General features: G+C 64.3%; 23 protein-coding genes. 17 read left to right on the top strand and 6 right to left on the bottom strand.

Features of this window, described 5'->3' with window-relative positions; genetic code table 11:
* Positions 1 to 7: 7 nt before the first annotated feature.
* The 9 genes from fsa to IRL76_RS08455 all read left to right on the top strand — a co-directional run bounded on the left by fsa (position 8) and on the right by IRL76_RS08455 (position 7,728).
* Positions 8 to 667, top strand: coding sequence for a fructose-6-phosphate aldolase (gene fsa / locus IRL76_RS08495; protein ID WP_200980945.1), 660 nt, complete (start codon positions 8 to 10; stop codon positions 665 to 667).
* Positions 668 to 683: 16 nt separating this feature from the next.
* The gene (cobT, locus tag IRL76_RS08490; RefSeq protein ID WP_200980944.1) at positions 684 to 2,507 is read left to right on the top strand and encodes a cobaltochelatase subunit CobT; all 1,824 of its coding nucleotides are present in this window, start codon (positions 684 to 686) and stop codon (positions 2,505 to 2,507) included.
* Between the two features lie 73 nt (positions 2,508 to 2,580).
* Positions 2,581 to 3,294, top strand: coding sequence for a hypothetical protein (locus tag IRL76_RS08485; RefSeq protein ID WP_200980943.1), 714 nt, complete (start codon positions 2,581 to 2,583; stop codon positions 3,292 to 3,294).
* A complete protein-coding gene (locus tag IRL76_RS08480; RefSeq protein WP_200980942.1) occupies positions 3,291 to 3,791 on the top strand; it encodes a DUF2846 domain-containing protein in 501 nt (166 codons plus the stop codon). Before IRL76_RS08485 ends, IRL76_RS08480 begins: the two co-directional genes overlap by 4 nt.
* Before the next feature lie 81 nt (positions 3,792 to 3,872).
* Positions 3,873 to 4,553, top strand: coding sequence for a nitroreductase (locus IRL76_RS08475; RefSeq protein ID WP_246449620.1), 681 nt, complete (start codon positions 3,873 to 3,875; stop codon positions 4,551 to 4,553).
* A gap of 25 nt (positions 4,554 to 4,578) precedes the next feature.
* On the top strand, positions 4,579 to 6,018 hold the full coding sequence (gene cysS, locus IRL76_RS08470; protein ID WP_200980941.1) for a cysteine--tRNA ligase: 1,440 nt from the start codon (positions 4,579 to 4,581) through the stop codon (positions 6,016 to 6,018).
* A gap of 2 nt (positions 6,019 to 6,020) precedes the next feature.
* Positions 6,021 to 6,335, top strand: coding sequence for a PDDEXK family nuclease (locus tag IRL76_RS08465; protein WP_200980940.1), 315 nt, complete (start codon positions 6,021 to 6,023; stop codon positions 6,333 to 6,335).
* The gene (locus IRL76_RS08460; RefSeq protein ID WP_200980939.1) at positions 6,332 to 6,793 is read left to right on the top strand and encodes an RES family NAD+ phosphorylase; all 462 of its coding nucleotides are present in this window, start codon (positions 6,332 to 6,334) and stop codon (positions 6,791 to 6,793) included. The genes IRL76_RS08465 and IRL76_RS08460 overlap by 4 nt, the downstream gene beginning before the upstream one ends.
* Positions 6,790 to 7,728: a D-2-hydroxyacid dehydrogenase gene (locus IRL76_RS08455; protein ID WP_200980938.1), complete on the top strand. Its 939-nt coding sequence runs from the start codon at positions 6,790 to 6,792 to the stop codon at positions 7,726 to 7,728. Before IRL76_RS08460 ends, IRL76_RS08455 begins: the two co-directional genes overlap by 4 nt.
* Positions 7,729 to 7,732: 4 nt before the next feature.
* On the opposite strand, the gene IRL76_RS08450 is transcribed toward IRL76_RS08455, so the two are convergent.
* Genes IRL76_RS08450 through IRL76_RS08440 form a run of 3 tightly spaced genes read right to left on the bottom strand, consistent with a single transcriptional unit; the run spans position 7,733 to position 9,054 of the window.
* Positions 7,733 to 8,437, bottom strand: coding sequence for a TonB-dependent receptor (locus IRL76_RS08450; RefSeq protein ID WP_200980937.1), 705 nt, complete (start codon positions 8,435 to 8,437; stop codon positions 7,733 to 7,735).
* A 55-nt stretch (positions 8,438 to 8,492) separates the two neighbouring features.
* Positions 8,493 to 8,852, bottom strand: a complete 360-nt coding sequence (locus tag IRL76_RS08445; protein WP_246449618.1) for a hypothetical protein — start codon at positions 8,850 to 8,852, stop codon at positions 8,493 to 8,495.
* Positions 8,842 to 9,054 (bottom strand): hypothetical protein, encoded by a 213-nt coding sequence (locus IRL76_RS08440; RefSeq protein WP_200980936.1) that lies wholly within the window; start codon positions 9,052 to 9,054, stop codon positions 8,842 to 8,844. The genes IRL76_RS08445 and IRL76_RS08440 overlap by 11 nt, the downstream gene beginning before the upstream one ends.
* Positions 9,055 to 9,165: 111 nt before the next feature.
* Here IRL76_RS08440 and IRL76_RS08435 point away from each other — a divergent pair, with 111 nt between their 5' ends.
* From IRL76_RS08435 to IRL76_RS08425, 3 genes are all read left to right on the top strand, one after another.
* Positions 9,166 to 9,864: a LexA family transcriptional regulator gene (locus IRL76_RS08435; protein WP_200980935.1), complete on the top strand. Its 699-nt coding sequence runs from the start codon at positions 9,166 to 9,168 to the stop codon at positions 9,862 to 9,864.
* Between the two features lie 115 nt (positions 9,865 to 9,979).
* Entirely contained in the window at positions 9,980 to 10,246 is a 267-nt protein-coding gene (locus IRL76_RS08430; protein ID WP_200980934.1) for a hypothetical protein, read from the top strand.
* Between the two features lie 69 nt (positions 10,247 to 10,315).
* The gene (locus tag IRL76_RS08425) at positions 10,316 to 10,984 is read left to right on the top strand and encodes an MBL fold metallo-hydrolase (protein WP_281388096.1); all 669 of its coding nucleotides are present in this window, start codon (positions 10,316 to 10,318) and stop codon (positions 10,982 to 10,984) included.
* Positions 10,985 to 11,024: 40 nt separating this feature from the next.
* Here IRL76_RS08425 and IRL76_RS08420 read toward each other — a convergent pair whose 3' ends face one another.
* Entirely contained in the window at positions 11,025 to 11,423 is a 399-nt protein-coding gene (locus IRL76_RS08420; RefSeq protein ID WP_200980933.1) for an MAPEG family protein, read from the bottom strand.
* 237 nt (positions 11,424 to 11,660) lie between these two features.
* On the opposite strand from IRL76_RS08420, the gene rpmF reads away from it, so the two are divergent.
* From rpmF to IRL76_RS08395, 5 genes are all read left to right on the top strand, one after another.
* On the top strand, positions 11,661 to 11,840 hold the full coding sequence (rpmF, locus tag IRL76_RS08415) for a 50S ribosomal protein L32 (RefSeq protein ID WP_200980932.1): 180 nt from the start codon (positions 11,661 to 11,663) through the stop codon (positions 11,838 to 11,840).
* A gap of 27 nt (positions 11,841 to 11,867) precedes the next feature.
* Positions 11,868 to 12,902, top strand: a complete 1,035-nt coding sequence (plsX, locus tag IRL76_RS08410; RefSeq protein ID WP_200980931.1) for a phosphate acyltransferase PlsX — start codon at positions 11,868 to 11,870, stop codon at positions 12,900 to 12,902.
* Complete coding sequence (locus IRL76_RS08405) at positions 12,899 to 13,876, top strand: beta-ketoacyl-ACP synthase III (RefSeq protein ID WP_281388094.1); 978 nt, start codon at positions 12,899 to 12,901, stop codon at positions 13,874 to 13,876. The genes plsX and IRL76_RS08405 overlap by 4 nt, the downstream gene beginning before the upstream one ends.
* Positions 13,877 to 14,003: 127 nt before the next feature.
* A complete protein-coding gene (locus tag IRL76_RS08400; protein ID WP_200980930.1) occupies positions 14,004 to 14,303 on the top strand; it encodes an integration host factor subunit alpha in 300 nt (99 codons plus the stop codon).
* A 22-nt stretch (positions 14,304 to 14,325) separates the two neighbouring features.
* Positions 14,326 to 14,691, top strand: a complete 366-nt coding sequence (locus tag IRL76_RS08395) for a MerR family transcriptional regulator (RefSeq protein WP_200980929.1) — start codon at positions 14,326 to 14,328, stop codon at positions 14,689 to 14,691.
* Positions 14,692 to 14,693: 2 nt separating this feature from the next.
* Here IRL76_RS08395 and IRL76_RS08390 read toward each other — a convergent pair whose 3' ends face one another.
* A complete protein-coding gene (locus IRL76_RS08390; protein ID WP_246449617.1) occupies positions 14,694 to 16,067 on the bottom strand; it encodes a M24 family metallopeptidase in 1,374 nt (457 codons plus the stop codon).
* A gap of 53 nt (positions 16,068 to 16,120) precedes the next feature.
* Positions 16,121 to 16,825 (bottom strand): VIT1/CCC1 transporter family protein, encoded by a 705-nt coding sequence (locus IRL76_RS08385; RefSeq protein ID WP_246449615.1) that lies wholly within the window; start codon positions 16,823 to 16,825, stop codon positions 16,121 to 16,123.
* Between the last annotated feature and the right edge of the window lie 31 nt (positions 16,826 to 16,856).

Below are 16,856 nucleotides of genomic sequence, written 5' to 3'. Positions count from 1 at the left end.
AGCCATCATGAAATTCTTCGTCGACACCGCAGACATCGCCGACATCAAGGAGCTGGCTGAGACCGGCCTCCTCGACGGCGTCACCACCAATCCCTCGCTGATCGCCAAGTCGGGCCGGGACTTCATGGAAGTGACGAAGGAAATCTGCGGCATCGTCGACGGTCCGGTCAGCGCCGAAGTCGTCGCGCTCGACCACGAGACGATGATGAAGGAAGCCGAGACTCTGCGGAAGATCGCCGACAACGTCTGCATCAAGGTTCCGCTGACGATCGACGGGCTCAAGACCTGCAAGAAGCTCACCAATGACGGGACGATGGTCAACGTCACCCTGTGCTTCAGCGCCAACCAGGCGCTGCTCGCGGCCAAGGCCGGTGCGACCTTCATCTCGCCCTTCGTCGGCCGGCATGACGACAACGGTTTCGACGGCATGGCGCTGATCGAGGATATCGTCACGATCTACAGCAATTACGGCTTCGAGACCGAGGTGCTGGTCGCTTCGATCCGCAATCCCGTCCACGTGCTCCAGAGCGCGCTGATCGGCGCCGACGTCGCGACCATGCCTCCGGCGGTCATCAAGGGGCTGTTCAAACACATCCTGACCGACAAGGGCATCGAAGGCTTCCTCGCCGACTGGGCCAAGACCGGCCAAACCATTCCCACGGCATGACCATCCCGACCAGCTGATGGCCGAACAGACGCCTCTCGACCTGTTCAAGCAAGCGCTGACCGGCGCGTCGCGCGCGCTTGCGCACGAGCCGGAGGTCGAGGTGGCGTGGAGCGCGGATGCACCGAGCCAGGCGGGCAAGAACTTCCGCGTGCCGTTGCCGGGCCGCAACCTGCCGCGCGAGCAGGCGACCGAGGCGCGCGGCTTTGCCGACAGCTTCGCGCTGAAGCTGCGCCATCACAACGAACGGCTCCATGCATCGGGCGCACCTCCCGAACCGATCGCGCGGGCCTGTTACGACGCGATCGAGCAGGTTCGCTACGAGGCGATCGGGGCGACCAACTACGCAGGTATCCGCGACAACCTGCATTCGGCAGTCGAGATGCGCACGGCGTCGGATCCCATCGCGCGCGCCGATGATCCCACGCAGGTTCCGCTGCCGACCGCCCTGTCCCTGATGCTGCGCGAGGCACTGACAGGCGAGGCGATCCCCGATCGGGCAAAGGCCGGCGTCGAGATGGTCCGCAAGGACATCCTCGCCAAGATCGGCACCGATATGGAAGACCTTGCGGGCGCGCTCGACAACCAGCGCGCCTTCCAGGACCTGGCACTCGACATGTTGCGGCATCTCGAGCTGACGCTGCCCGACAATCCCGATGCCACCGATGCCGACGACAGCCCGGACGAGGACGGCGAGACACCCGACGACCAGGAAAGCGGCGAGGACGAACAGGAAGGCGCCGCCGAACCGCAGGCGAGCGACGCCCGCGCCGAGGTCAGCGACGGCGAGGCCGACGGCGATTCCGACCGCGAGGTCGAGGGCGAACAGGAAATGTCCGACGGCGACCCGGATGACGAGGGTGAAGAGGGCATGCAGCCCGTCCGTCCCAACCGCCCCTGGACCGATTTGCCCGAAAGCTTCGACTACAAGGCCTATACCGAGAAATTCGACGAGGTGGTCGAGGCGGGCGAGCTGTGCGATGCCGAGGAACTCGATCGCCTGCGCGCCTATCTCGACAGCCAGCTAGCGGGCCTGCAGGGCATCGTCACGCGGCTCGCGAACCGCCTCCAGCGCCGCCTCATGGCCCAGCAGAACCGCAGCTGGGATTTCGACCAGGAAGAAGGCCTGCTCGATGCCGCACGCCTCACCCGCGTGGTCATCAGCCCCGGCCATGCGCTGAGCTACAAGATCGAACGCGACACCGAGTTCAAGGACACGGTCGTCACCCTGCTGATCGACAATTCCGGCTCGATGCGCGGCCGCCCGATCAGCATCGCCGCGATCAGTGCCGACATCCTTGCACGCACGCTGGAGCGGTGCGGCGTGAAGACCGAAATCCTCGGCTTCACCACCCGTGCGTGGAAGGGCGGGCAGAGCCGTGAGGCGTGGCTCGCCGACGGACGCCCGGCCAATCCCGGCCGCCTCAACGATTTGCGCCACATCCTCTACAAGAAGGCCGACGAGCCGTGGCGCCGCGCGCGCCGCAATCTCGGCCTGATGATGCGCGAAGGCCTGCTCAAGGAAAACATCGACGGCGAGGCGCTGCTCTGGGCACACGCCCGCCTGCTCGCCCGGCCGGAAGATCGCCGCATCCTGATGGTGATTTCCGACGGCGCGCCGGTCGACGACAGTACGCTGTCGGTCAACCAGGCGGGCTATCTCGAAAGCCATCTTCGCAAGGTCATCGACTGGATCGAACGCCAGTCGCCTGTGCAGTTGGCCGCCATCGGCATCGGCCACGACGTGACCCGTTACTACAAGCGCTCCGTAACGATCATGGATGTCGAACAATTGGGCGGCACAATTATCGAGCAATTGGCCGATCTTTTCGACGTCGATTAGTCCGCTTTCCCGCTTGCATGCAAAAACTGCAGTGATAATTACCCCGCGACAGGGAAACGGGGTTCGCTATCAAATGAAAACGGGTGTTGTCGGCCTTTGGGCCGTCGCCGCTGCCGCCTTGGGCGGTTTGGTCGCTCCTGCGATGGCGCAGGACGTGGACGCAGAGGTCGTCGCAACAGAAGCGGTGGTCGAAACCCAGCCGGAACCAGCGCCCGCTGCCGTTGCAGCGGAGATGGTCACCATTCTCAAGCTGACTCCGATTGTTATCGAGATCCTCGACCCGCTCGGCAGCAAGACCAGCAAGTCGCTCGATAGCTACCGCATCCGGCTCGCGGAACCGATCGTGGTCGAGGGCGTGGAACTGGTCCCGGCCGGTGCGGAAGGGCAAGGCGAAGTCGTCCATGCCAAGAAGGCAGGCGGCATGGGTGCGGCGGGCGAACTGGTTCTCGCCGCACGCTGGCTCGACATCGGCGGCACGCAGATGCGGCTGCGCAGCATGGAACTGATCGAGCGGGGCGAGGGCAGGGATCGCACAGGCACCGTCAACGCCATCAATGTCGCCTCGGCCGCCTCGCCGCTGCCCATCGGGCTGATCGGCTACTTCATTGGCGGCGGCAATATCGACATCCCGGCAGGGGCACTGGCCTCAGCCAAGCTGGCTGCGGACTTCCAGGTCCCCAAGCCTGCCGTCCCGGCGACTGCCGATCCGGCGGACACGCAGCCGGCCCAAGAGCTTTCCGGTCCCGAGGGGGGAACGGACGTTACCGAAGAAGGAAAACCAGAATGAAGATCGCAAAGACGCTGGCGGCATCGCTGCTGCTGGCCGGCATTACCGCGCCGGTCGTCGCCAAGGACAAGGAGCCGGTGGAACCCATCGTCCTCCCGACCGCACCTGCCGGCATGGGCCAGATCGTGTTCTTCCGCCCCGGCGGCGCGGGCTTCGCGCTCGGCTGCTCGGTCAACGAAAACGGCGAGAAGGTTAGCTCGCTTGGCGCAGGCAAGTACTTCGTCATGCAGACCACGCCGGGCCGTCACGAATTCACCGTGAAGAGCGAAGCCAAGGACGTGCTCGCGCTCGAGGTCGAGGAAGGCGAAACCCAGTACGCCAAGTGCAAGATCAAGATGGGCATCATCGTCGGTCGTCCCGACCTCGCGCCCGCCACCGAGGACGAGTTCCGCAAGGGCAAATTCAAGATGGTTGACGCTGAGGACATGGGTCCGGCACCGGGCGCCGTGCGCCCCGAGGGCGAAGTCGCCGTCGAAGCGGAAGCCGCCACCGAGTAATCGGACGCGCATCGCTGCAATTTCCGGCGCGCCGGGGCGGGAGTGCTTGCACTTCTTTCCCGGCGCGTTAGCGTTCGGGCGATGAAAATGACCGTCAGCGAAGCCGTCCAGTCCCGCCGCTCGGTGCGGGCCTTTCTCGACAAGCCGGTGGAGCGTGAGACGCTGGCGCGCATCCTCGAAAAGGCACAGCGCTCGCCCTCGGGCGGCAATACCCAGCCGTGGCACGGGATCGTCCTCACTGGCGAGCCGATGCAGAAGCTCTTCGCCCGAGTAGCGCAGGACCTGCCCAGGGGGCGGGAGGCTTTCGCTCCGGAATATCACGTCTATCCTCCGGAACTCGACGGTGCCTACGAACTGCGTCGCAGGGGTGTGGGCGAGGACATGTACGGCGCGCTCGAAATCTCCCGCGAGGAGAAGGGCAAGCGGCTGATGTGGTTCGCGAACAACTTCCGCGCTTTCGGGGCGCCCGTTCTGATGCTGGTCCACACGCCGAAATACATGGGCCCGCCACAATGGTCGGACATCGGCATGTGGCTGCAGACCATCGGCCTGCTGTGCCGCGAGGAGGGGCTCGACACCTGCTTCCAGGAGGCCTGGGCGGTCTACAGCCCGCAAATCCGCGAGATGGTCGAGATACCCGAGGATCATATCTTCTTCTGCGGCGTCGCCATCGGTCACCGCGATCCGGATGCGCCCGTGAACAACTTCTCCGTCGCCCGCGCGCCGATCGAAGAATCCGTGCGATGGGAGGGTTGGCAGTAGCGCGGCAGCAACCTATGCGCCGCGCATGACCGACGTGCCGCTCAAGCTGTTCAACTCGCTCACGCGCGAGCTGGAAACCTTCACCCCCGTCCATCCGGGCGAGGCGCGCGTCTATTCCTGCGGGCCGACGGTCTACAATTACCAGCACATCGGCAATATGCGCGCCTACGTGTTTTCCGACACGCTCGGCCGCGTGCTGCGCTGGAAGGGCTACGATCTTACCCACGTGATCAACATCACCGACGTCGGACACCTCACCTCCGACGCGGACGAGGGCGAGGACAAGATGGAGAAGATGGCGGCCAAGGCGGGCAAGTCCGCCTGGGATATCGCCAAGTTCTACCAGGAAGACTTCGAGAACGATCTCGCCCGCCTCAACATCACCGGCAAGCAGCACCCGCGCGCAACCGAATATGTCGAGGCGATGATCGCGTGGGGCAAGCGTATCGCCGACAAGCACTGCTACGAATTGGATAGCGGGCTTTATTTCGACGTCTCGACGGTCGCCGACTACGGCCGCCTTGCGCGTGCCGTCACCGACGAGGGCGAGGGCCGGATCGAAACCGTGGAGGGCAAGCGCAATGCTGCCGACTTCGCCATCTGGCGCAAGACGCCAGAGGGCGAGACACGGCAGATGGAGTGGGACAGCCCCTGGGGCCGCGGCGCGCCGGGCTGGCATCTCGAATGCTCGGTCATGGGCGAGGCGCTGCTCGGCTTCCCCTTCGACATCCACACCGGCGGCATCGACCACCGCGAAATCCACCACCCGAACGAGATCGCGCAGAACCAGGCCTATTGCTGCACCAATGGGCTGGACCGCGCGGAAAACTCTGGCGCGCGGATCTGGATGCACAACAACTTCCTCGTCGAGCGGTCAGGCAAGATGAGCAAGAGCGCGGGCGAATTCCTGCGCCTGCAGCTGCTGGTCGACAAGGGCTACCACCCGCTCGCCTATCGTCTGATGTGCCTCCAGGCGCATTACCGCAGCGAACTGGAGTTCAGCTGGGAAGGGCTGGGTGCGGCGCTGACGCGGCTGAAGCGGATGGTGATGGCGGTGGAGGTGCTGAAAAATCTCGCCGAAGGTAAAGAGCGCGAAGACGTGGACAACGTAATTCCTGACCAAGCAGCGCGAGAATTGTGCGATGACCTCAATACTCCGCGCGCCTTGGCTCACCTTGATGCGATGCTTGGCTCTAAAACTCATCCGGTCACTAAGCTCGAAGCGGTAGGCAAATTTGATCAGATGCTTGGGCTAAATCTGCTCAAGCTTACTCGCCAAGGCCTTCGCATCCGGCCCGTCTCTGCCGAAATCACCGAAGCCGAAATCGAGGCCGAGCTTGTCCGTCGCAAGGAAGCGCGCGCGGCCAAGGATTTTGCCACCAGTGATGCCATCCGTGAAAGCCTCGCGGCCAAGGGCGTCGAGGTGATGGATGGCGACCCGCTCGGCTGGGAGTGGAAGCTCTAGCCATGGCCGATCCCCGGACCCTTCTCTGGCAGCATCTCAAGGACGTGCCGCGGGGTCTGGCATTCGTGCGCGACTTCGAGGGGCCGGACTTCACGCTGCATTTCTACTGCGCGGCGGCGCACCTCGCGATCGAGGTCGAGGACGACCCGTTCCGCAAGCGACCGTCGGATTCCCGTGAGCAATGGCAGGAACAGCATCGCGTCGACGTGATGCAGGTCCCGCCGAGCCACGTCCTGCGCAACGCCACGGAAGTTGCCGAAGCAATCCTCGACATTGCCGGTCCGCGCAAGGTCCGGTTCGAGGCCTCGGCCGGGTGAGGCTCTGGCGGCTCACCCGTGCGCCCTTCGTGGCGTTAGACGGGGCTGGGCCGCAGCGACACGGGGCGCGCTATTCCTCGCCCGGCAGGCCCGTGGTGAACTTCGCTTCCGAAGCTGGTCTCGCGGTGCTGGTGGCGCTGCGCTACCTGCCCGAAGACAGGGCCGAGCGGGCGACCGACTACCTGCTTGGCTGGACCGACGTTGATGCACAGCCACTCCGCGTCCCCGACGACGAAGGCGAGGTCGCCGTTCGCGCCTGGGTCGACGACTGGCTCGACACCGGAAGATCGCTGCTCGCCGCCATCCCCTCGCGCGTCCTCCCCGAAGGCGATATCGTGATGATGAACCCGCGCCATCCCGATGCGGTTGCGATCGCGCCGCTGAAGACGCGAGCGTTCGATTTCGACGCCTGCCTCCATCGCCCGCCCATGCTCGACACCTACCGGAGCCTCCCATGACCAAAGCCGTCCTTTCAGCCCTGATCCGCCCGCTGGTCGAACCGCGCCTGCCGGAATGGATCGAGCCACTGTGGTTCATGAGCAAGGAACAGGCGCTGCAATTCGCGCCCGAGGCGGAGATCGGCTGGTTCGACCTCAACGAGAAGGAACCGATGGTCGAGATCGCCAAGGCGGCGACCAATCTCAAGTGGATGAACTCGATCTACGCAGGCCTCGATTTCATGCCGCTCGACCTGCTCAAGGAACGCGGAGTGGTGGTGACCAATGGCGTCGGCATCAACGCGATCACCATCGCCGAATATGTCGTGATGCTGATGCTGGCCCATGCCAAGGGCTATCGCGAAGTGGTCCGCGCGCAAGAGCGGCACGAGTGGCTGCTGGACAGCCCAGGCAAGCGCGAACTTTCCGGCGAGCGTGTCCTGCTGCTCGGCATGGGGGCCATCGGTTCGCTCATCAAGACGCGGCTCGAGGCCTTCGACATGAAGGTGATCCCGGTTCGCCGATCGGGCAGTGATGGGGCGCTACGCCCCGGCGAGTGGCGCGAGAAACTGGGCGAGTTCGACTGGGTCGTGCTGGCGGTCCCCTCGACCCCCGAAACCCGCCACATGATCGGCGAGATCGAACTTGCCGCGATGCGACCGAACGCCGTGCTCGTGAACATCGCCCGTGGCGACGTGGTCGACCAGGATGCGCTGGTTTCGGCGCTGGAAAAGAAGTCGATCGAAGCTGCCCTGCTCGACGTTACCGATCCGGAACCGCTGCCCGCCGACCACCCCTTGTGGGATCTCGACAATGCGCAGGTCACCATGCACCTGTCGGGCCGCGCGCAGACCAAGATGTTCCAGCGCAGCGCCGACCGCTTCGTCGAGAATCTCGAACGGTGGCAGAGGGGCGAGCCGGTCTGGCCCCAACTCGACCTCGACCTCGGTTACTGATGGCTCAGGGGCGGGGGACGATCGTCAACTTGTAGGGAATGTAGAGCAGGACCTCGCCCGGTCCAGCCTTTGCCCATTGGACGGGCATGTTCAATCCCTCGACCTCGACGGCGTAGCCTTGGCCCATGCGTGATGCCATGGCGTTGGCATCTTCGGCGATCGCAATCGCTATGGCGGGGCGGTAGCCGTCCGGCCCGACGATAGAGAGCGAGCTGTCGCCCCATTCGTCCATCTGCGCTCGACCGACTTCGGGAACGGATTCGATGTACCGGGCAATCTGCGCCTGCGCCGACCCGCCGCTCTGCGTGCCAGCAAGTTTCGCCTTCACCAGAAAGACTACGCGTTCGCTGTCCGGACGGTTGTCGGACTGGAGCGTGATCTCCTCGGCATTCTGCGCAGTCAGTCGGGTCAGCACGTAGTCGCCATAGGCCAGCTCGACCCCGGCCTTGTCGGCCCGCCTTATCGCATCAGCCAGCATGGTGCGGATTTCCTTGCTCCGCTGCTTCGGGTCGCGCGTATCGCCGCGAATTGCCACTGTCTGGACAAGGAAGTCTGCCGGTCGGCGCAAACCGACCGCAGGCATGTCGTCCGAGTAGTCATCCTGCTCGATCCGCGTGGCGGTGACCATGATTTCCTGGTTTTCGAGGTCCTGTGCGAAAGCGGGGACAGCGACGGCCCCGAGTATGGCAGCCAGGAGCAGTCGGCGCATTGTGTTTCTCCCCGTTTGCCCGCCAGTTATCGGCGGTTTAACAGGGAATATTCGCTCAGCCGTCCTCCAGCAACAGGAGTTCGCATTGCACCACGAGGCGAGGCGAGGGCAGCAGGCGATGCTCCACCTCGACAATGTTCGCATCGGCCACAAGCTGGCCGGGGATCGCGAACTCGTGATCGGGCAGGGCAGCGACGAAGCGTTCGCCTGACGCCACGGCGGCATCACCGGCGAACAGGATCGCGAAGCTGTGGCGCGCGCCGGCAAAGGTAATACTGGCCCAGGGGCGCTCTGAGTGGGTCAGCACCTGGCCCTGATGATCGCCGAGGACGGCCAGTGCGGTGCGTAGGCGGTCAGTGGTCGAGCGGCGCGGGCGGACGGGGGCCTTGCGGCGGATGGGGGCCTCAACCGACATGGGCGACCTCCTTGCTGGCAGCCTCGGCGGCGGCATCGAAACCGGCCATGAAGCCGATGATGCGCTGTTCGGTGCGGTCGCGCGGCTCGCGGCCCATGCGCAGGTCGAGGACGAATCGCGGGTCGTGCGCGGCAAGGCGACCGAATTTCGTGGCCGCCATTTCGTGCTGGCGAAGGAATTTCTCGACGGAACGGATCAGCATCTGTTGCTCCCCAATTGACTGAACTGACTGGCGAATCGCGCCATTTGTTCCAGTTATGTTCCAACTGAAATCCTACTTGTCTAGGAAAAATCCTATGGTATAGGAAAAAACATGGAAGACATCTCACGCAGCGAACAACATGCCCGGGGGCGATTGCAGGACCTGGCGCGCAGGAGCGGCGCCAGCCTCGCAGGCCTGTCGCGCATGATCGGTCGCAATCCGGCCTATCTCCAGCAGTATGTGACGCGTGGTAGCCCGCGCCATCTCGACGAGCCAGACCTGCGCAAGATTGCTGAATTTCTTGGAGTTTCGACCCGTCTCATCGAAACCCGCCGGTTCGACGATACCCGCCTCGACGCGCCTACGCAGCGCCGCGCCGCCCTGGCCGAGTATGCCGCTGCCGGGATCGATGACTGGGTCGAGGTCCAGCGCCTCCCGCTCGATGCATCCGCAGGGCCGGGGGCGTTTTCTGCGGAGGAAATTTCCTTCGACAGCTTCCGCTTTTCGCGCCGCTGGTTGCGTGAGATGGGGCTCGAAGGTGCCGACCTCACTGCGATCCGCGTGGAAGGGGACAGCATGGAGCCTTTGTTGCGGAGCGGCGACGAAATCTTCGTCGACCGCAACAAGCGCGCGGGCGAGGGAGTGCATGTCGTGCGCATCGGTGACGCGCTCCACGTCAAGCAGGTTCAGGCGCGCGGCCCGGGCCACATCGCCCTGATCAGCGCCAACGACGCCTATGCCCCCATCGAACTTGCGCGCGATGAGGTCGAGGTTATCGGTCGGGTTGTATGGAAGGGCGGGCGCGTCTGAACAACCTCATCGGGTTGCCACACTTTTGAACGATTCCCATCCTACAACGCCGCCGCCGACAGATAAAAGTATCGGCGGGCCGCTGGGTCGCATCTTCGACAAAGGAGGATGCATCATGGCGATTAATCGAAAAATATGGACTGCTTCACTCTTGCTGGTGATCTCGTCTCCCGGTTTCGCGGGCGAGATAACCGGGAACGGCAAGATCACGCCGATCGAATCTGGAGGAGTGGCTTCATCCATATGTGCCTACAGTGGGCGGAACGACACGCCCGGCCTGGACGGATTTGGGGAGGTCCAGGCTTACGGGATGCTGGTCAAGGCATTCGGCGGTTTCGATCCTGGTTTCAGTCATCATCCGGGCGTTGCTTGCCGGGGCTGAAGGACCGAAGACACTGAAGGGCGTGCGCGGCGCTTGTGTCGCGCGCGCCTTTTCGCCATTTCTGAATTCATGACCGAAACCCCCGCGACCCCGCCCATGAAAGCCGGCATTATCCCGGTTACTCCGCTGCAGCAGAATTGCTCGCTGATCTGGTGCACCAAGACCAACAGGGGCGCGCTGATCGATCCGGGCGGCGATCTCGACCGGTTGAAGGCTGCGCTGAAGCAAACCGGGGTGGAACTCGAAAAGATTCTGATCACCCATGGTCACATCGACCACTGCGGCGAGGCGGGGATTCTTGCCAAGGAACTCGGCGTGCCGATCGAAGGGCCGCACGAGGCGGATCGCTTCTGGATCAGCCGCCTTGATGAGGATGGGGCAAAGTACGGCGTCAACGGGCAGGTATTCGAGCCTGATCGCTGGCTGCAGGACGGTGACAAGGTCACGGTGGGCGAGCTGGAGCTCGAGGTCATCCATTGTCCCGGACACACGCCCGGGCACGTGGTCTTCTTCCACCGCCCAAGCAAGTTTGCCGTGGTCGGCGACGTGCTTTTCCAGGGCAGCATCGGGCGGACCGATTTTCCGATGGGCAACCACCAGGACCTGATCGATGCCATCACCCAGAAGCTTTGGCCGCTGGGCAATGACGTGACCTTCATTCCCGGCCATGGCCCGACGAGCACCTTCGGGCGCGAGCGCCAGACCAATGCCTTCGTGAGCGATTACGCTCTCCAGTAAGGCGGGAAGGGCCGGAGCATTGTGCCCCGGCCCGAGGAATTTACATTGCGCCGAGGACGATCAGGACGGCCACGACCGAGAGGCCGAGCTGCGTCAGCATAGTGATCATGATCCCGATCGAACGACCCTTGCCGAGCGATCCGCCGTCCATGCCGAAGGCGTGGGCAAGCCTGCCCAGCATGTAGATCGCAACTACCCAGGAAAGCCACGGATTGCCGCGACCGGCCAGTTCTATGGCTGCGACCAGGACGAGGACGAAGGCGGTGTTCTCGACGAAATTGAGCTGGGCGCGCATGCGGGCGGTCAGCGGACCGCCGGCGTCGTCACCGATTGAAACCTTGTGCTTCACGCGCATCTGGCCGACCCTGACACCGAGCCAGATGTTGATGACTGCGGCTGCGGCTGCGGCGGTAAGCGTAACTGGCAGGACTACGGCCATGCGATCCCTCCCTCTTCTCTCGTTTCGGACCCGCCGCGTTGCTACGACGGGGAAGGGAAGCAGGCAATCGCGACAGGGGCTTCCCGCCGCTTGCATCCCCCGCAAAAATCGGTATAGCGCGCGCCTTCACCGCCACGGTCGGGAATATTCGGGTTCACGCGCTCTTGTGCGTTGCCGGACCTTCCCCTAGGGCGGCCACCGAAATTGACTGTAATTGTTTGAGGAACAGGTGCCGCCATGGCCGTCCCCAAGAGGAAAGTATCGCCCCACCGTCGCGGCAACCGCCGTGCGCATGATTCGCTGAAGGTCGAAGCCCATCACGAGTGCTCGAACTGCGGTGAACTCAAGCGCCCGCACAACCTGTGCCCGCATTGCGGCCACTACAACGGTCGCGAAATCATCGCCGTCGGTCTTTAAGACCGCAAGCAGAACCGGAGTTAGCGCATGAGCCTGCCGCGTATCGCTGTTGATGCGATGGGCGGCGATGAAGGCGTGCGCGTGATGGTCGAGGGCGCGGCGCTTGCCCGTCGCCGCCACGACAAGTTCAAATTCCTGCTGGTGGGTGACGAGACGCGCATCAAGGCCGCGCTCGAGAATCACCCTGGCATGTCCGGCGCGTCGGAAATCCTCCACTGCGAGGATGTGATCGCCGGCGACGAAAAGCCCTCCAGGGCGCTGCGCCGCGCCAAGACCACCAGCATGGGCCTCGCCGTCGATGCGGTGAAGCAGGGCCTGGCGGGTGCGGCAGTCTCCGCCGGCAACACCGGCGCTCTCATGGCAATTTCGAAGCTCGCATTGCGCACAATGCCCGGACTCGACCGTCCCGCGCTGGCTGCACTGCTGCCCACGCTCGGCGACAACGATGTCATCATGCTCGACCTGGGCGCGAACCGCGAATGCGATGCGCGCAACCTCGTCCAGTTCGCCATCATGGGTGCCGCCTACTCGCGCATCGTGACCGGCAAGGAACGTCCGCGTACCCGCCTGCTCAATATCGGCACCGAGGAAACCAAGGGCACCGAGGACATCCAGCAGGCCGCCGAAATCCTTCGCGCCGCGACCAGCCTCGACATGGACTTCGAAGGCTATGTCGAAGCGGACAAGATCAACCGTGGCGACTGCGACGTGGTCGTGTGCGATGGTTTCTCCGGCAACATCGCGCTGAAGGCGATCGAGGGTACTGCGCGCTTCGTGACCGACCTGCTGCGCCGTGCCTTCACCAGTTCGACGCGCTCGAAGATCGGTTTTCTCGTCTCGCGCCCCGCAACCGAGCTGTTGCGCCACCACCTCGACCCCAACAACCACAATGGTGCGGTTTTTCTCGGCCTCAACGGTGTCGTGGTGAAGAGCCACGGCAGCGCCAATGCCAAGGGCGTGGCCAACGCGGTTGAAGTCGCCGCGCGCCTGCTCGAAGACGATATCCTCAACCGCATCCGCCACGACCTGGGCGAAGTCAGCGACGGGCTGGCAGCCAAGTGATCCGCTCGGTCATCAAGGGCACCGGCTCGGCACTTCCGGCGAAGTGCGTTACCAATGCCGAACTCGCGGCCCGCGTGGACACTTCCGACGAGTGGATCGTCGAGCGCACCGGCATCCGCCAGCGTTACATCGCCGACGAGACCGAGACCACGTCGAGCCTCGCCACTGCGGCTGCGCGTGAGGCGCTGGCCGCGGCTGGAATCGAAGCTGGCGAGATCGGCCTCATCGTCCTTGCCACCGCAACACCTGACCACACCTTCCCCGCAACCGCGACTCAGGTGCAGGCCGCGCTCGGCTGCGGCGGCGGGATCGCATTTGACGTGCAGGCAGTGTGTTCGGGCTTCCTCTATGCTCTGACCACGGCAGACGCGATGCTGCGTACCGGTATGGCGAAGAAGGCTCTGGTGATCGGCGCAGAGACCTTCAGTCGCATTCTCGATTGGGAAGATCGCACCACCTGCGTCCTCTTCGGGGACGGCGCGGGCGCTGTCGTGCTCGAGGCGCAGGACGTTGGCGCAGCTGGCGTTGGGGACGGCCCCGGCATCCTCGCCAGCCGCCTCCATGCCGACGGTGCGCACAAGGACATGCTCTATGTCGACGGCGGCCCTTCGACCACGCAGACCGTCGGCCACCTGCGCATGCGTGGCCGCGAAGTCTTCCGCCATGCCGTGGTGAACCTTGCCGAGGTTCTCGGCGAAGTGCTTGATGAGGCTGGCTTTACGGCGGCAGACATCGACTGGGTCGTGCCGCACCAGGCCAATGCCCGAATCCTCGACGCGACCGCCCGCAAGCTCGACCTGCCGCCGGAAAAGGTGATCGTCACGGTCGACCGCCACGCCAATACTTCTGCGGCTTCGGTCCCGCTCGCGCTCGACGTCGCAGTGCGTGACGGGCGCATCAAGAAGGGTGATCTCGTCATGTTTGAAGCCATGGGCGGTGGCTTCACCTGGGGTGCTTCGCTCGCCCGGATGTAACATTTGGTCGAAAAAGCGCCGCGCGCGTTTGCCAGAATCGCTCCAAGCCCCTATATTGCTTGGTGAAGTTTACGACAGGGCCGCTTCTTCACTCAGGGTCGCATCTGAGGGGAAGGGAATTATGGACATGATGCGCTCGGTGGGCACATTGACCAGGGCAGACCTGGCCGAAACGATCAACCGCAAGATGGGTCTTAGCCGGGCAGAATCGCTCGAGATGGTCGAGACCATTCTTGCCAAGATGTGCGACGCGCTGGCCAACGGTGAAAACGTCAAGATTTCAGGCTTCGGCAGCTTCGTGCTGCGCGACAAGAAGGAACGCATCGGCCGCAATCCCAAGACCGGGGTCGAGGTGCCGATCACGCCGCGCCGCGTGATGACCTTCCGCGCCAGCCAGCTGCTCAAGGAACGCATAGCCAACGGCTGAGGCCGCAAGAGGGTAGGGCGCCATGGCGACATTCGACGACGGCAAGGAAACCGGCGCACTGCGCACCATCGGCGAAGTCGCCAAGGCGACCGGCATAAAGCCCCACGTCCTGCGTTACTGGGAGCAGCAGTTTCCCATGCTCAAGCCGCTCACCCGCAGCGGCGGGCGCCGCTATTACCGGCCCGAGGACGTCACGTTGGTCGAGCGGATCGACCGGCTGGTCAATCGCGAAGGCTACACGCTGAAAGGGGCCAAGGCGGCGCTGCGAGGCGTACCCGACCCGCAGGCGGCGGCGCAGGCGACATCGCCGGCCCCGTCCACCGACGGCGACGTACTCCACCGTCTCAAGGCCATTCGTGAGGACCTGCGCGCCGCGCTCGCGGCCTGAACCTATTCCGACGGGATGAGCGTCAGTTCGGTCTGACGGCCGTCGAGGAAGTGTACCTCCTTGCCGTCGAAAAAGGCGTCTTCTTCGGACCGGAAATCGACCTTCTGGCCGCCCCATTCGGGCACGGCATTGTAGCTCGTCAGCTCGATCGACCAGGTCGTGTTCGGCCGGATGGCATAGGTGCCGCGCGGATCGTCCTTCTGGTTGTCCCAAAATCCGATTGCAGTCCCCGCGCCATGGCCGTGGAAGCCGATCGGGTGCGAATAGATCGACGGATCGAGCCCTTCCGCCAGCGCCTTCGCTCGTGCCCGCGCCAGCACCACGTTACCGGACAAACCGACCGCGAAGGATTGTCGCAACAGGTCCTGTACCCGGTTGGTTGCCTTGAGGCCCGCGCGCAGGCCGGCAGGCGCCTCTGTCTCGCCGGGTTTCAGGACATAGGCGAGGTGCTGGGTGTCGGTATTGAGGCGCATGTAAGTGATGCCGAAGTCGGTCCACAGAAGGTCGCCCGGCTGGATGACCTCGTCACCTTCGATCATGCCCTTCACGCCTTGCCGCTGGATGCCGATCGAGGGGTGGAACCAGGTATCGATGCCAAGGCCCGCCAGGCGGTCGCGATACCACCACTGGACCTCCTCCGCCGTAGTCTTGCCCGGCGTGATGACTTTCCGCGAAAATGCCTCGCCGATCACCGCATGGGCCAGCCGCACGATGCCCGGGTAGATTTCCAGCTCGCGCGGCGTGCGGCTTTCCAGCCAGCGTAGCGACAAGGTTTCCCCCGGGACAATCCGCTCCTCGAACCCGGTGGGGAGGGCAGCGGTCATCGCCTTGTACTGGCTCAGCGTCATGCCGTCGCCGAAGGCGGTCAGGTCGGAAGTGTTGATCGCGATGCGCTTGGGGTCACGGGCTGCGATGATTTCGGCAACGGCCTTCCACTGGTCAGGCTGCTTCGCCGGATCCCAGGATGCGGCGAAGAGGTTGCCCAGGCCATAGCGGCTGACCGTGAGCCGTTCGACTGGCTTGCCTTCGCCCGGGTTGTAGAACACCAGGATCGTGCGCCGCCGGGCACTCATGCTTTCCGCATCGAGCATTGTGGCGACCACCGGCTCCTCGAAATATTCGCGTGCCATCAGGATCCACATGTCGATGCCCTGTTCGCGCATGATCGCGGGGACGACCGTCTCCATCCGTTCGGCGAGGATGTCATCGACAACCGCCGCCCGGTCGCGTTGCGAGAGGACGACGGGCAGGTCAGGGTGCGCCTGCTCAGCGTCGGACATCGGCAGGATGGGAGGTTGGACATCCCCCGCCGAGGCTGGAGCGGACAGTCCCGCGATCACCGCCAAGGCCATCGAGTAAACGGAGAATTTCAGCATCCTGATCCCATCAAATCGGTTCGATCCGGCGCCCATCCCTATCGGAAAATCGATCAAGCGACAGCAGCGCCGAACAATTTCCCGACGAGCGCGGTGACGACCATGGCCATCGCGCCCCAGAACACTACGCGCAGGACCGAAGGCACCGGCGGTGCACCGCCGGCCTTCGCCCCCAGCGTGCCGAGGATCGCAAGGCAGATCAGCGACGCGATTGCGACCGCCATGACCATGGACTGCAGCGGTGCGAACGGCACCACGAGGAGCGGTGCCGCCGCGCCGGCGGTGAAGGTCAGCGCCGACGCGATGGCTGCCTGAAGCGGACGCGCCGTGCTCGCCTCCGAAATGCCGAGTTCGTCGCGGGCATGGGCACCAAGCGCATCGTGTTCCATCATCTGGCGGGCGACTTCTTTTGCGGTTGCTGCATCGACACCGCGCGCCTCGTAGACTCCGGCCAGTTCCGCGTGTTCGAACTCCGAGTCCGTCGCGAGTTCGTTCTCTTCGCGGGCAAGGTCCGCCTTTTCGGTATCGGCCTGCGAACTCACGGAAACATATTCGCCCGCCGCCATCGACATGGCCCCGGCGAAGAGAGAGGCCATTCCCGCGACTAGGATTTCGCTGCGCCCCGCGCTGGCCGCCGCGACACCCACGATCAGGCTCGCCGTCGAGACGATGCCGTCGTTGGCCCCCATGACGGCGGCGCGAAGCCAGCCGATGCGCGACGTCGCGTGGCTTTCGGTATGGGTCTTGAGTCTGGTCACGGACCGGTCCTCCCTGGGTGCAGGACGAGCG

Source organism: Qipengyuania soli (genome assembly GCF_015529805.1).
Taxonomy (GTDB): Bacteria; Pseudomonadota; Alphaproteobacteria; order Sphingomonadales; family Sphingomonadaceae; genus Qipengyuania; species Qipengyuania soli.
Note: the sequence above shows the minus strand (reverse complement) of the source record. Positions and strands in the feature narration are given on the sequence as shown.

Bases quoted from the DNA above. Each gene is read 5' to 3' on its own strand.
- IRL76_RS08440 (WP_200980936.1), bottom strand. From the start codon at position 9,054: ATGCTGATCCGTTCCGTCGAGAAATTCCTTCGCCAGCACGAAATGGCG.
- IRL76_RS08465 (WP_200980940.1), top strand. From the start codon at position 6,021: ATGGCCGATCCCCGGACCCTTCTCTGGCAGCATCTCAAGGACGTGCCG.
- cysS (WP_200980941.1), top strand. From the start codon at position 4,579: ATGACCGACGTGCCGCTCAAGCTGTTCAACTCGCTCACGCGCGAGCTG.
- IRL76_RS08395 (WP_200980929.1), top strand. From the start codon at position 14,326: ATGGCGACATTCGACGACGGCAAGGAAACCGGCGCACTGCGCACCATC.
- IRL76_RS08430 (WP_200980934.1), top strand. From the start codon at position 9,980: ATGGCGATTAATCGAAAAATATGGACTGCTTCACTCTTGCTGGTGATC.
- IRL76_RS08400 (WP_200980930.1), top strand. From the start codon at position 14,004: ATGATGCGCTCGGTGGGCACATTGACCAGGGCAGACCTGGCCGAAACG.
- IRL76_RS08390 (WP_246449617.1), bottom strand. From the start codon at position 16,067: ATGCTGAAATTCTCCGTTTACTCGATGGCCTTGGCGGTGATCGCGGGA.
- fsa (WP_200980945.1), top strand. From the start codon at position 8: ATGAAATTCTTCGTCGACACCGCAGACATCGCCGACATCAAGGAGCTG.
- IRL76_RS08445 (WP_246449618.1), bottom strand. From the start codon at position 8,852: ATGTCGGTTGAGGCCCCCATCCGCCGCAAGGCCCCCGTCCGCCCGCGC.
- cobT (WP_200980944.1), top strand. From the start codon at position 684: ATGGCCGAACAGACGCCTCTCGACCTGTTCAAGCAAGCGCTGACCGGC.
- IRL76_RS08475 (WP_246449620.1), top strand. From the start codon at position 3,873: ATGAAAATGACCGTCAGCGAAGCCGTCCAGTCCCGCCGCTCGGTGCGG.
- plsX (WP_200980931.1), top strand. From the start codon at position 11,868: ATGAGCCTGCCGCGTATCGCTGTTGATGCGATGGGCGGCGATGAAGGC.
- IRL76_RS08450 (WP_200980937.1), bottom strand. From the start codon at position 8,437: ATGCGCCGACTGCTCCTGGCTGCCATACTCGGGGCCGTCGCTGTCCCC.
- IRL76_RS08455 (WP_200980938.1), top strand. From the start codon at position 6,790: ATGACCAAAGCCGTCCTTTCAGCCCTGATCCGCCCGCTGGTCGAACCG.
- IRL76_RS08425 (WP_281388096.1), top strand. From the start codon at position 10,316: ATGACCGAAACCCCCGCGACCCCGCCCATGAAAGCCGGCATTATCCCG.
- IRL76_RS08420 (WP_200980933.1), bottom strand. From the start codon at position 11,423: ATGGCCGTAGTCCTGCCAGTTACGCTTACCGCCGCAGCCGCAGCCGCA.
- IRL76_RS08480 (WP_200980942.1), top strand. From the start codon at position 3,291: ATGAAGATCGCAAAGACGCTGGCGGCATCGCTGCTGCTGGCCGGCATT.
- rpmF (WP_200980932.1), top strand. From the start codon at position 11,661: ATGGCCGTCCCCAAGAGGAAAGTATCGCCCCACCGTCGCGGCAACCGC.
- IRL76_RS08485 (WP_200980943.1), top strand. From the start codon at position 2,581: ATGAAAACGGGTGTTGTCGGCCTTTGGGCCGTCGCCGCTGCCGCCTTG.
- IRL76_RS08435 (WP_200980935.1), top strand. From the start codon at position 9,166: ATGGAAGACATCTCACGCAGCGAACAACATGCCCGGGGGCGATTGCAG.